Source organism: Streptomyces sp. NPDC000151 (assembly GCF_040301705.1).
In the GTDB taxonomy this organism is placed as follows: domain Bacteria; phylum Actinomycetota; class Actinomycetes; order Streptomycetales; family Streptomycetaceae; genus Streptomyces.
This window is the reverse complement of record NZ_JBEPFC010000189.1, coordinates 1-12,602: the sequence shown is the minus strand read 5'-3', so window position 1 is coordinate 12,602 and position 12,602 is coordinate 1. Positions and strand designations below refer to the sequence as shown.

Genomic DNA, 12,602 nt, shown 5'->3' with positions numbered 1-12,602 from the left:
GACGGCGGCCGAGCGGCGCGCCGCGTACGAGGCGGGCGCGGCGGCCCTGGATCCGCAGGCCCCCGGCCGGGTCGAGCTGGGCGACTTCTCCGTGGCGTGGGGGCGGGCCGCGGTCGACCGCATCTGGCCGTCCCGCCCGGACGCGATCGTCTGCGCCAACGACCTCATCGCGGTCGGCGCGCTCCAGCGGCTGCGCCAGCTGGGCGCCGACGTGCCCGCCGAGGTCGCCGTCACCGGCTTCGACGACGTGCCCTTCGCGGGCCTGGCCGACCCGGCGCTGACCACGGTCCGCCAGCCGGTCACCGAACTGGCGGCGGAGGCCGCCAGGTTGCTCGCCGAGCGGTCGGGCGACCGAGTACTGGGCGGGGGAGCGGGCCCGGCCGCGAGCCCGAGCCGTACGGTGCGGCTCACGCCGGAACTGCTCGTACGGGCCTCCGGCTGACCGCACGCGGGACGCGCGGAAGCGGTGTCCCGCGCGCCGACGTGCCCGCGCGCCGACGGGGAAGCGGAAGCGGGCACTCCCGCGCGTCGTTCAAGGGCGGGTTCGGCATACCGGCCGGATAATGTGCATATGACGGACGACATGCTGGATCCCGTGACATTGGCCGTACGGCCCGTGGTGTGCCCGGTGTGGTGCCGGCGCGTGCACACGGCCGCCGAGGCCGGTGGCCACGACGGGATCATGCATCTGGCGGAACCGGTCGGCTGGAATCTCTCGGCGCAGCCGGAGCGGGGCTTCCCGCAGTTCCACTTCCGCATCATGTGTGAAGAAGGTGCGTCCGGGCGGACGTCGCCGGTGGTCGAGGTGGGCGTGATCGAGGCCGAGGGCCGGCTGCCGTACTCCTGCGACGCGCGGACCGCCGGCGAGCTGGACCGGATCGTCGGCGAGCTGGAGCGGGTCCTGGAGACGCTGCGGGGCTGGCGCGCGGCGCTGCCCGGCGGGGTCTCGGTGACCTGAGCGGCATACACGGACGCCCCTGCACGCGTGAGGTTGCGCCGCGCAGGCGGGTTTCAAGGAATCTGCACATCGCCCGCGCACCGGCGGCACAGTGTGTGCCCTTCCGTACGCGGCCGCGCGCGGGCGTCCGGGGCTTGGCGCGGGTATGTCCGGATGGGTCCGGCGTGCGGACGCGGCCGCCGGAGCGCGGGCAATCGTTCTTGTGAAGGAGTCGTCACCAAGGCGTGCACAAAACTGCACGTGATCGTCCGGTGCCGGTGAAATGTGCCGACCGGCCGCCGCAAGCGAGTTGGCCCGGCTACCAGTTGGCGTGCTTGGATCATTTCGGCGCGGGAGTTGTGCGAATGCCTCCCCGGTTTCCATTCGGTAAATGACCGATATGGCCGCCGGGTTATGTTCTGCCGCCGACTTCCGTGTTATTCGAGTATGACCCACAGTAATTGAAGGGAAGCGCACACCATGGACTTCACCCCCCAGGTCGAGACCGCTGAGATCGCCGACGCCGAGCTGGACAACATCGCCGGTGGCCTCGGCGTCGTCGGTCCGGTCGCCAACCAGGTCGTCGGCACCGTCGACGGCGTGACCGGCGGCACCGTCGGCAACGTGCTCGGCACCGTCACCGGCACCGTTCAGGGCGCCACCGGCGTCAACGTGAACGGCGTCGTCGCGGGCCTCTGAGTCCTGCCACTGCCGTCGGCTTCACTGCCGCAGGTGTGACTCGACCTATCGGTACATGTCCGTACCCATAGGTTTGCCGTGAGCCCCGGAGCATTTGTTCCGGGGCTCACGGATGCCACCGGCCGCCGCCTTCGCCCGTCAAGTGCGGGCTTTTCCGCCTGTGTTACGGTCATGCCTTGGTATGCCCGAACAGCGGGTATTTTCATGGATCATTGGTGCGCCATGTCGCGCGTGTCCCATTGGGTCGCCTTTTTGCCCGCGCTGCCCTTTGGTGTATGCGTCGGCGCCGAATGAGACAAAAGCAGTCGAGGGAAAAGTTCCGTGCAGTTCCGGCAAAAGGCGCTGGCCAAGCTCCAGTCGCCTGAAGAGCTCGACCTGCCCGTGCGCTACGCCCGGCCGCAGGGCGGCCTCGTCCTCGCCGTCACCGTCGTCGTGATGGCCGTCGCCTGTTTCTGGGCGCTCACCGGGTCCGTGTCCTCCAAGCTGACCTCGCCCGGCATCCTCACCCACCCCCAGGGCAGCTACGTCCTGCAGAGCCCGGTCGCCGGCCAGGTCACCCAGGTCTTCGCCAGGGAGGGCCAGCAGCTCAAGGCCGGAGCGCCGGTCATGAAGGTACGCACCGCACAGGGCGACCGCGCCGTCCGCGCGGTGGCGCCGGGCCGCGTCACCAGCCTGGTCGGCAAGATCGGCTCGGTGGTCACCGTCGGCGCCGACGTCGCGAGCGTCGAGCGCGTCAGCAGCGCGCACGAACCGCTGGTGGCGATGGTGTACGTACCCAGCCGCAGCGCCGCCACCGTCCCCGTCGGCGCCGCCGTCGACCTCACCGTCCAGTCCGTGCCCACGCAGCAGTACGGAGTGCTGCGCGGCAAGGTCAAGGCCGTCGGCCGGGCGCCGCAGAGCAGCCGCCAGATCGCCGGCTTCCTCGGCGACCGCGAGCTCGGCGAGCAGTTCACCGCGGACGGCCAGCCGATCGCGGTCCTCGTCGAGCTGGAGCGCACCAAGGACACCAAGTCCGGCTACAAGTGGTCCACCGCCGACGGCCCGCCGAACGCGATCGGCTCCATGACGCCCGTCACCGGTGCGGTCCACCTCACCGCGCAGCGTCCGATCGATTGGCTCCTCCCGTGACCGCGCAGCCCGAAGCCCCGGCACCGCCGCCGCTGCCGCCCGGCGGCCGCGGCCGGCACCGCCCGAACACCAAGCCCGACCGGCGCCGCTCCAACCGGAGCGGGACCGGACCCGCCAAGGGCGCCGGCAAGACGATCCGTACGCCCACCGTCCTCCAGATGGAGGCCGTGGAGTGCGGCGCCGCGTCGCTCGCCATGGTCCTCGGCCACTACGGCCGGCACGTGCCGCTGGAGGAGCTGCGCATCGCCTGCGGCGTCTCCCGCGACGGCTCCCGCGCCTCCAACCTCCTCAAGGCGGCCCGCGCCTACGGCCTGAAGGCCAAGGGCATGCAGATGGAGCCGGCCGCGCTCGCCGAGGTCCGCGCCCCGGCCATCCTCTTCTGGGAGTTCAACCACTACGTCGTCTTCGACGGCATGGGCCGCCGCTTCGGCCGCAAGGGCGCGTTCATCAACGACCCCGACCGGGGCCGCCGCTTCGTGCCCGCCGAGGACTTCGACACCAGCTTCACCGGCGTCGTGCTGACCTTCGAGCCCGGCGAGGAGTTCCGCAAGGGCGGCCGCAAGCCCGGCGTCCTCGGCGCCCTGCCGCCCCGGCTGCGCGGCACCTCCGGCACCATGCTCGCCGCCGTCCTCGCCAGCTTCCTGCTGGTCGTGGTCGGCGCGACGGTGCCCGCGCTGAGCCGTACGTACATCGACATGTTCCTGATCGGCGACCAGACGTCGCTGCTCGGCGTGCTCTTCGCGTCGATGGGCACCACCCTCGTGCTCACCGCGGCGCTCACCGCCCTGCAACAGGCGAACCTGCTGCGCGGCCGGATCATCTCCTCCACCCTGAGCAGCGCCCGCTTCCTGCGCCATCTGCTCCGGCTGCCGGTCACCTTCTTCGCCCAGCGCAACCCCGCCGACCTCGTCCAGCGGCTGCAGTCCAACGACACCGTCGCCGAGACCCTGGCCCGCGACCTCGCGGCGGCCGGCGTGGACGCGGTCGTCGTCATCCTCTACGCGTTCCTGCTGTGGTCGTACGATCCGCAGCTCACCCTCATCGGCGTGGCCGTCGCGCTGCTCAACGTCGCCGCGATGCGCATCGTCGTACGGCTGCGCGCCACGGGCACCCAGAAGCTGCGCGCCGACACCGCCCGGCTGACCAACACCTCGTACAGCGGCCTGCAGCTCATCGAGACGATGAAGGCCACCGGCGGAGAGAACGGCTACTTCCGCCGCTGGGCCGGACAGCACGCGACCACCCTGGACGGTCAGCAGCGGCTCGGCGTGCCCAGCGCCTGGCTCGCCGTCGTCGCGCCCACCCTCGCCGCCCTCAACAGCGCCGCCATCCTGCTCATCGGCGGGCTGCGCGCGGTCGAAGGCCATATGTCGGTAGGTCTCCTTGTCGCCTTCCAGGCGCTGGTCACCAACTTCACGGCGCCCATCACCCGGCTCAACGGCATGGCGGCCCGCATCCAGGACTTCGCCGCCGACGTCGCCCGGCTGAAGGACGTCGAGTCCTTCCCCGTCGACTCCCTCTACACCCGCCCCGAGCCCGTCGCGAGCACGCGCCGCCTCAAGGGCCATGTGGAGCTGACGAACATCACCTTCGGCTACAGCCCACTGGACAAGCCGCTGCTCAGCGCCTTCTCGCTGACCGTCGGGCCCGGGCAGCAGGTCGCCCTCGTCGGCGGCTCCGGCAGCGGCAAGTCCACCGTCTCCCGGCTGATCTCCGGCCTGTACAGCCCGTGGGAGGGCACCATCCACATCGACGGGCAGCGGCTGGAGGACATCTCCCGCGGCGCGCTCGCCTCCTCGGTCTCCTTCGTCGACCAGGACGTCTTCCTCTTCGAAGGCACCGTCCGCGACAACGTCGCGCTGTGGGACCCCTCGATCCCCGACGAGGCCGTCATCGAGGCGCTCAAGAACGCCGCCGCGTACGACATGGTGGCCCGCCGCCCCGGCGGCATCCACAGTCGCGTCGAGCAGGACGGCCGGAACTTCTCCGGCGGCCAGCGGCAGCGCCTGGAGATCGCCCGGGCCCTGGTCCGGCGCCCCTCCATCCTCGTACTGGACGAGGTCACCAGCGCGCTCGACGCGGAGACCGAACAGATCATCATGGACAACCTGCGGCGCCTGGGCTGCGCCTGCGTCGTCATCGCACACCGCCTCAGCACGGTGCGCGACAGCGACGAGATCGTGGTCCTGGACCACGGCACGGTCGTCGAGCGCGGGCGGCACGAGGACCTGGTCGCCGCCCAGGGCGCGTACGCAGAGCTGGTCAAGGAGTCCTGAGGTGACAACCCCGCACCCCGCGGCCACCGGGACGGCCGCCGACGACACCGTCCTCGGCGCCCTCGGTGGGCTCGGCACCGAAGTCGACTGCACGGGCCTGCGCAGCCTGCCGCTCGAAGGGCCGCACGTGCTGTGGCTGGTCACCGGCGGGGCCATGGACCTCTTCGCGGTCGACGCGGCGCAGCAGGGCCACTGGTACTTCCTCGGCCGCCTGGCCCCCGGCACCCTCCTGCTCGGCCCCGTCGAGGGGCCGCAGCACACCCTCGTCGCCCGGCCGCTGCAGGGCTGCGCGGTCCGCCGTATCCAGCTGCGCGAGCTGTTCCGGCCCGAGCACGGGGGCTACGCGGAGTACGACGCGTACGGCCGGTACGTCGGCCAGTCCTGGGACACGGGGGAATTCGGGTACGACGGCGCGCTCAGCCCGCTGGAGGACGCCTTCGCGCGCGGTGTCGGCCGCAGCCAGCGCGTGCTCTTCGAAGCGCCGCTGGACGGCGAGTACGAGGCGGGCGAGAGCGACGGGACCGACGGCGCGGCCGACGAGAACATCCTCTGGATGCCGGTCGACCCCGGCAGCCTCCAGTACGGCGCGCACTACAGCGCCGAGGCGGCCGCCGATCTGCTCATCGACGGCACGATGTGGCAGCGCATGGTCGACCAGCAGTACCGGCTGCTGTCCGCGCTGGACCGCTGGATCGAGCGGCTGGAGCGCGCCCACGAGGACCGCACGGCGGCCGGCATCAAGGCCGGCGAGGCCGCCCGCTCCCAGGCCGACCAGACCCTGCTGTCCTCCATCGGCTCCTCGGGCCGCGGCGGCGGGCACGCCGGAGCCACCGACGACGCCACCCTCGCCGTCTGCCGCAAGGTCGCCGACGCCGCCAGGATCACCCTGACCTCGCCCAAGGAGGGCGGCACGGCGGACGACCGGCTCAGCCCCGTCGAGCGGATCGCCGTCAGCTCCCGCATCCGCACCCGCGTCGTCAAGCTCGACGGCCGGTGGTGGCGCGAGAACAGCGGCCCGCTCGTCGGCCACCGGAGCGAGACCGGCGAGCCCGTGGCGCTGCTGTGGCGCCGGGGCCGGTACGACGCGGTCGCGGCCGACGGCACCCGCACCCGGCTCGACCAGGAGCAGGCGGCGGCGCTGGAACCGCGCGCCGTCATGCTCTACCCGCCGCTGCCCGACCGCCCGATGGGCCCGCTGCGGCTGATCCGCTTCAGCATGCGCGGCACCCGCCTGGACCTGCGGAACCTTGCCATTGGCGGGCTGGTCGCCGTGGTACTCGGCGCGCTCGTCCCGATCGCCACCGGCAAGGTGCTGGGCGATTACGTCCCCAACGCCGAGCGCGGCCTCATCGTCCAGACGGCCGTCGCGCTGATCGTCACCAGCCTGGTCTCCGCCGTCTTCATGCTGCTGGAGAACACCTCCATCCTGCGCGTCGAAGGACGCATCGAATCCACCCTCCAGCCGGCCGTCTGGGACCGGCTGCTGCGGCTGCCCACCAAGTTCTTCAGCGGGCGGTCCACCGGCGAGCTGGCCAGCGCCGCGATGGGCATCAGCGGCATCCGCCGCATCCTGTCCGGCATCGGCTCGGTCGCCGTGCAGGCCGGCACGGTCGGCACGATGAACCTCGTCCTGCTGCTGGTCTACAGCCCGAAGCTGGCCGTCGTCGCGATCGCCATGCTGCTCTCCATCGCCGCGGTCTTCCTGCTCCTGGGCCTGTGGCAGCTGCGCTCCCAGCGCGAACTGATCGAGCTGACCAACAAGCTCAACAACCAGGCGTTCCAGACCCTGCGCGGGCTGCCGAAGCTGCGCGTCGCCGCCGCCGAGAGCTTCGCGTACGGGGCGTGGGCCGGGGAGTTCGCGCGCAGCCGGGAGCTGCAGCAGAAGGTCGGCCGGATCAAGAACCTCACCACCGTGCTCAACGCGGTCTACCTGCCGCTGTGCACCCTCGTGATGTTCATGCTGCTCGCGGGCCCGGCCCGCGGCGCGCTGTCGGCCGGCGCGTTCCTCACCTTCAACACCGCCGTCACGATGATGCTGTCCTCGGTGACCCAGCTGACCGGCGCGTGCCTCCAGGCGTTCGCCGTGCTGCCGATGTTCGAGCAGATCAAGCCGGTCCTCGACGAGCGGCCCGAAGTACGCGGCGGCTCGACCCAGCCCGGCACCCTCAGTGGCGGCATCGAGGCCCGCGGCCTGTCCTTCCGCTACTCCGACGACGGGCCGCTGGTCCTGGACGACGTGTCCTTCGAGGTGCGGCCCGGCGAGTTCGTCGCCGTCGTCGGCGCGAGCGGCTGCGGCAAGTCCACCCTGCTGCGCCTGCTCATCGGCTTCGACCGCCCGGTCTCGGGCAGCGTCCTCTACGACGGCCAGGACCTGGCGGCCCTGGACCAGGCCGCCGTGCGCCGCCAGTGCGGCGTGGTGCTGCAGAACGCCCAGCCCTTCAACGGCTCCATCCTCGACTGCATCTGCGGCGCCGAGATGTTCACGCAGGAGGAGGCGTGGGCGGCGGCCGGGATGGCGGGCCTGGCCGAGGACATCAAGCGGATGCCGATGGGCATGCACACGATGCTCTCCGACGGCGGCGGCTCGATCTCCGGCGGTCAGCGGCAGCGCCTGATGATCGCCCAGGCGCTGATCCGGCGGCCGCGCATCCTCTTCTTCGACGAGGCCACCAGCGCGCTGGACAACGAGACCCAGCGGGTGGTCACCGAGTCCACCCGCACGCTCAACGCCACCCGCGTCGTCATCGCCCACCGGCTCTCCACGATCATGGACGCCGACCGGGTGATCGTCATGTCCGAGGGCCGGGTCGCCCAGCAGGGCACCCCCGCCGACCTGCTCGCCGACACCGGCGGCCTCTTCCACGAGCTGGTCCGCCGCCAGATCAGCTGAACCGCGGGCGCGCGGCGGGACCGGAGTGCGAGACGTCATACGGCCCGCCGCCGTCCGCGCGTAAGAATGCCGTGTGCTCCAGCAACTGTTCACGCCCTCCGTCCAGCACACGCTCGACCTGATCGGCATCTTCGTCTTCGCGATCTCCGGCGCGCTGCTCGCCGTGCGCAAGAACTTCGACATCTTCGGCATCGCCGTGCTCGCCGAGGTGACCGCGCTCGGCGGCGGGCTGTTCCGTGACCTGATCATCGGCGCCGTGCCGCCGGCCGCCTTCACCGACCTCGGGTACTTCCTCACCCCGCTGGTCGCGGCCGTCCTCGTCTTCTTCCTCCACCCGCAGGTCCAGCGGATCCAGACGGGGGTGAACGTCTTCGACGCGGCCGGGCTCGGCCTCTTCTGCGTCGCCGGCACCACCAAGGCGTACGAGTACGGGCTCGGCCTCACCGCCTCCGCCACCCTCGGCCTCGCCACGGCCGTCGGCGGCGGCGTGCTCCGCGACATCATCGCCAACGAGGTCCCCTCGCTGGTCCGCTGGGACCGCGACCTCTACGCCGTGCCGGCCATCGTCGGCTCCGCCATCGTCGCGCTCTGCATCCGCTTCCAGTCCCTCAACCCCGGCACCAGCGCGGCCGCCTCCCTCGTCGCCTTCGCCGTCCGCCTGCTCGCCCTCCGCTACCACTGGCGCGCCCCCCGGGCCTGGAACCGCCGCTCCTCGGCGGTGGAGGTACCGGAGGAGGGCCCGAGCCAGGGGGACACGCCGGGCGTGGCCTAGGGCACGCCTAGGCGGCCGGGGAGGATGTCGGGGCCGGGAAGCCGCCGTTCTGGCCGTCGTTGACGGCGTCGGGGTCGACGCCGAGGGTGATCGCCGCGTGCACCCCGCGCCCCACCCGCTGCGCGTCGTACCGCAGCGCGAGCATCCCGTCCGCCGCGGTGTCCCCGGAGTACAGCATGTCCTCGGCGTTGGTGGTGCGCTCGGTGGTGTTGGTGGCGTACGGGTTCTCCCGCGCGACGGCCTCGATCGCCCGCTCGGGGAAGTAGAGCTGGCCGGTGTGGCAGTCGGTGCCGCCCTCGTATTCACCGTGCGAGAAGGTGCCGTCGACGTGCACCTTGGTGTGGATGTGCACGGCCCGGCCGCGGTACCAGCCGGGGAAGACGGTCCGGAAGGTGACCCAGCCCGCCCGGTCGGTCAGCTGGAAACCGCGCAGGTAGGTGGTGTCGCTGTCCGGCTCCGCGTGTCCGCCGCCACCGCCGGGCGGCGGGCCGGTGGGGGTGGCGGTCGGCGCGCCGGTGGGCGGCGTGCCGCCGCCTCCGGAGGACGCCTTCTCGTAGCTGGAGTAGACGCCCAGCGCGTCGCAGTGCCAGATGTCGACGGCGACCCGGGACAGCGGCCGGCAGTGTTCCGCGTCGACGACACGGATGCGCAGGGTCAGCGGAACGCCCGGTTTTCCTTCGGTGACGTCGGAGCGGTACTTGTCGTAGTCGAGGTAGTACGGCCCCTCGATGGACTCCTTGGTGAGGCGCAGGCAGTCGGTGGCGACCGGCTCATCGGCCGCCGCGGTGCCGGCCAGCGCGGCCCCGCCGAGTCCCGCGGCGGCGATACCGGCGCCGCCCGCGGCCAGTAACCGGCGGCGGCTGAAACGAGGTGTGCTCTCTTCTGTCATGTTCCGTAAGGTACTGAAGGTACCTAGGAGGAACCTGTGAACGGCCTTATAAAACAAGGCTGTTGAACTCATGAGAGTGTCGCGTCAGGCTCCGTGAAGGAGTGCCAGAGGGCGACGACGGTGGCGCCGAGCAGCTCGGGCAGCGGGGTGGGGTCGACCCGGGCGCGCAGGCAGAAGCCCTCCAGGACGGCGAGCAGGGAGACGGTGAAGTCGGTGACGGTGCGGCCGGGGGCCATGCGGCGGCCCTCGCGGGCCAGCAGGCGTTCCAGCGCGGCGGCGTAGCCGATGCCGAGTTGGCGGTAGCCGCCCTGGGCCGCCGCGCGGACCTCGGGGTGTTCGCCCAGTACGTAGAAGGTCAGGTAGACGTAGGTGAGGGGGTTGGCGCGGGCGCGTTCGAGGTAGCCGGCGGCGACCGTGGTGAGGATGGCCTCGACCGGCGCCGTGGTGTCCGCCAGCGCCAGCAGTTCGGCCACCGCGTCCCGGTCCTCCGGATACGCGTCCGGACCGAGCAGGTGGAACATCAGGTCCGTCTGGTAGTCGGCCTGGGTGGGCCACAGGGGGTAGATCGCGCCGGTGGTGATCGGCTGCGCGCGACCCACGCCCGGCTGTCGGCCCGCGGCGATCTCGGTGGCGAGCCGGGCCACCTCGGTGAGCCTGATGTGCGCCAGCGGCCCAGCGAGCGCCTGGTCGGAGGTGTCGGCGGCGCGCCGGCGGACCAGCTCCACGCCCGCCTCCAGCATCAGGGCCCGCGTCTCCGCCGGCGAACGACGGCTGCGCCGCGCCTTCTTGGTGACTCCCGGCATCGTGCTGCTGCCCCCTCCGTCGGCACTCGTAGGCCCCATTGCCTCCGTAGAAAACCTACCGTAACTTCTCTACGAATCGCTGCGCAGACGAATCGCTGCGAAACGGCCGCTCGCCGAGGAGGACATCCCGATGAAGCAGCTCGACCGCCTGATCGAGGAGCAGGAGAAGCTCCTCATGGACCGCACCACCGCCTCGGCGCGGCTCCGCGAGGAGGCCCGGGAGTCGCTCGCCGGCGGGGTCGCCTCCGCCTGGCAGGACGGTCCGCCCGTCGCCGTCTGGATCGAGGACGGGCACGGCGCCCACGTCCGCGACGTGGACGGCACCGACTACGTCGACCTGCACGGCGGCTTCGGCGTCGGCCTCGCGGGCCACGCCCACCCGGCGATCGTCGCCGCGGTCACCGAGCGGGTGCAGCACGGTACCCACTTCGCGCAGCCCACCCGCGACCTGATCCCGGTGACCCGGCTGCTCGCCGACCGCTTCGGCCTGCCCCAGTGGCGCTTCACCAACTCCGGTACGGAAGCGACCATGGACGCGGTGCATCTGATGCGGGCCGCGACCGGCCGCCGCAAGATCCTCAAGGTGGAGGGGAGTTACCACGGCCACCACGACTCGGTGCAGGTGTCGATCTACGCCCGCGGAGAGGGCGACATCGGCCCGGACGACCGCCCGCGCTCGGTGCCGTACGGCCCTGCCTACCCGACGGCGGTCACGGACCTGACCCTCGTCGTCCCGTTCGGCGACCTCGACGCCGTGGAGCGGGTGCTCGCGGAGCACGGCGACGACATCGCCGGGATGATCATCGAGCCCATCATGATGAACATCGGCCTGATCGTCCCGCCGGACGGCTACCACGCCGGGCTGAAGCAGCTCCTGCACCGGCACGGCGCCTACCTCGCCTACGACGAGGTCAAGACCGGCTTCGCGGTCGCCCCCGGCGGCGCCACCCAACTCTTCGGCGTCACCCCGGACATCATCTGCCTCGCGAAGTCCATGGGCGGCGGCATTCCCTGCGGCGCGGTGGGCGCCACGCGTGACCTGATGGCCAAGGTCGCCGACAACACCTACGAGCAGGTGGGCACGTTCAACGGCAACCCGATGATGCTGGCCGCCACGCACGCCGTGCTCACCGAGGTACTGACCGACGCGGCCTACCGCCACTTCGACGCGCTGCGGCACACGATGGTGTCCGGCGTCGAAGCCGCGATGGCCCGCCATGGCCTCCCCGGATACGTCGCCGCGCACGGCGCCAAGGGCTCGGTGATCTTCACCGAACGGCTGCGCGACTTCCGGGACTTCCTCGCCTACGACGACCGCTGGGGCCATCTGCACTGGCTGTACCAGCACAACGGCGGCGTTTTCCTGCCGCCCTGGGGCAAGACCGAACAGTGGACGCTTTCGGTACAGCACACCGCCGGGGACGTCGAGCGCTTCGTCCGCAATTTCGAGCGGTTCGCGGCCGCGGTGCACAACGTCCCCGGCGGTGCGGTCTCATGACCGTCGGCTGCCCGCGTCCGCCGTGTGCTGCGCCGCCAGCCGTACCGTGGCGTTGGCCGCGCCGTATCCCTGGTAGCCGCCGCGCCGCTCCACCAGCTCGAAGAAGACCCGGCCGACGGTGACGGTGTAGCAGTGCAGGAACTCGCCGCCGTTCTCGTCCCGTTCGTAGAGAATGCCCAGCTCGCGGAAGGCCGCCAGGGTCTCGGGGGCGAGGCCGTACCGCGCGTCGAGGTCGTCGTAGTAGTTGTCCGGGATGGGCAGCAGGGCCGCGCCCGCCTCCCGCACCCGGCGCGCGGTCGCGAGCAGGTCGTCGGTGGCCAGCGCGATGTGCTGCGGCCTGATCTCCTGCTCGCCCGGTACAGGAGCGACGTTCAGCGCGATCCGCAGCGTGCCGCCGGCGTTGGCGACGGCGCGGCTGCGGAAGAGGCCGTAGGGGTCGGCGAGGTCCAGGCTCTCGTTCGGCTGGAGGCCCAGCACGCTCGCGTAGAAGAGGGACGCCTCGTCGAAGTGGTGCCAGGGCTGGGTGAGCGCGACGTGGTCGACGCGGGTGATCCCGGCCGTGCCGCTCTGCGGCGCCGGGCTGCCGAAGTCCGCCGTCCAGCTCGGGTGGTCGGCCCGGTCCGTACGGCAGAAGAACAGCTCGGTGTCGTCCGGCGCGGCCACCGCGTCCAGCGGTACGTCCCCGGGCGCGCGGCGGCGGGGCACGACCG

Annotated in this window: 11 protein-coding genes; 8 read left to right on the top strand and 3 right to left on the bottom strand. The window is 71.8% G+C overall.

Features of this window, described 5'->3' with window-relative positions; all coding sequences use genetic code 11:
• The 7 genes from ABT381_RS32415 to ABT381_RS32385 all read left to right on the top strand — a co-directional run.
• On the top strand, window positions 1-442 hold a 442-nt coding region (locus ABT381_RS32415), incomplete at its 5' end, for a substrate-binding domain-containing protein (protein WP_351600536.1).
• A gap of 129 nt (window positions 443-571) precedes the next feature.
• Window positions 572-958, top strand: a complete 387-nt coding sequence (locus ABT381_RS32410; RefSeq protein ID WP_351600534.1) for a DUF6907 domain-containing protein — start codon at window positions 572-574, stop codon at window positions 956-958.
• A gap of 459 nt (window positions 959-1,417) precedes the next feature.
• Entirely contained in the window at window positions 1,418-1,636 is a 219-nt protein-coding gene (locus ABT381_RS32405) for a type A2 lantipeptide (protein WP_351600532.1), read from the top strand.
• A 321-nt stretch (window positions 1,637-1,957) separates the two neighbouring features.
• Window positions 1,958-2,764: an HlyD family efflux transporter periplasmic adaptor subunit gene (locus ABT381_RS32400; protein ID WP_351600530.1), complete on the top strand. Its 807-nt coding sequence runs from the start codon at window positions 1,958-1,960 to the stop codon at window positions 2,762-2,764.
• Complete coding sequence (locus ABT381_RS32395; protein WP_351600528.1) at window positions 2,761-5,040, top strand: NHLP family bacteriocin export ABC transporter peptidase/permease/ATPase subunit; 2,280 nt, start codon at window positions 2,761-2,763, stop codon at window positions 5,038-5,040. Before ABT381_RS32400 ends, ABT381_RS32395 begins: the two co-directional genes overlap by 4 nt.
• A gap of 1 nt (window position 5,041) precedes the next feature.
• Entirely contained in the window at window positions 5,042-7,930 is a 2,889-nt protein-coding gene (locus ABT381_RS32390; protein WP_351600526.1) for an NHLP bacteriocin export ABC transporter permease/ATPase subunit, read from the top strand.
• 73 nt (window positions 7,931-8,003) lie between these two features.
• Window positions 8,004-8,702 (top strand): trimeric intracellular cation channel family protein, encoded by a 699-nt coding sequence (locus ABT381_RS32385; RefSeq protein WP_351600524.1) that lies wholly within the window; start codon window positions 8,004-8,006, stop codon window positions 8,700-8,702.
• A 7-nt stretch (window positions 8,703-8,709) separates the two neighbouring features.
• Here ABT381_RS32385 and ABT381_RS32380 read toward each other — a convergent pair whose 3' ends face one another.
• Both ABT381_RS32380 and ABT381_RS32375 read right to left on the bottom strand, forming a co-directional pair.
• Window positions 8,710-9,591: an intradiol ring-cleavage dioxygenase gene (locus tag ABT381_RS32380; RefSeq protein ID WP_351600522.1), complete on the bottom strand. Its 882-nt coding sequence runs from the start codon at window positions 9,589-9,591 to the stop codon at window positions 8,710-8,712.
• A gap of 68 nt (window positions 9,592-9,659) precedes the next feature.
• On the bottom strand, window positions 9,660-10,394 hold the full coding sequence (locus tag ABT381_RS32375; RefSeq protein WP_351600520.1) for a hypothetical protein: 735 nt from the start codon (window positions 10,392-10,394) through the stop codon (window positions 9,660-9,662).
• A gap of 130 nt (window positions 10,395-10,524) precedes the next feature.
• Between ABT381_RS32375 and ABT381_RS32370 the strand changes: the two genes are divergently transcribed.
• On the top strand, window positions 10,525-11,892 hold the full coding sequence (locus ABT381_RS32370) for an aspartate aminotransferase family protein (RefSeq protein WP_351600518.1): 1,368 nt from the start codon (window positions 10,525-10,527) through the stop codon (window positions 11,890-11,892).
• On the opposite strand, the gene ABT381_RS32365 is transcribed toward ABT381_RS32370, so the two are convergent.
• Window positions 11,887-12,602, bottom strand: a 716-nt coding sequence (locus ABT381_RS32365) for a VOC family protein (RefSeq protein WP_351600516.1), incomplete at its 5' end; no start/stop codon positions are given. The genes ABT381_RS32370 and ABT381_RS32365 overlap by 6 nt on opposite strands.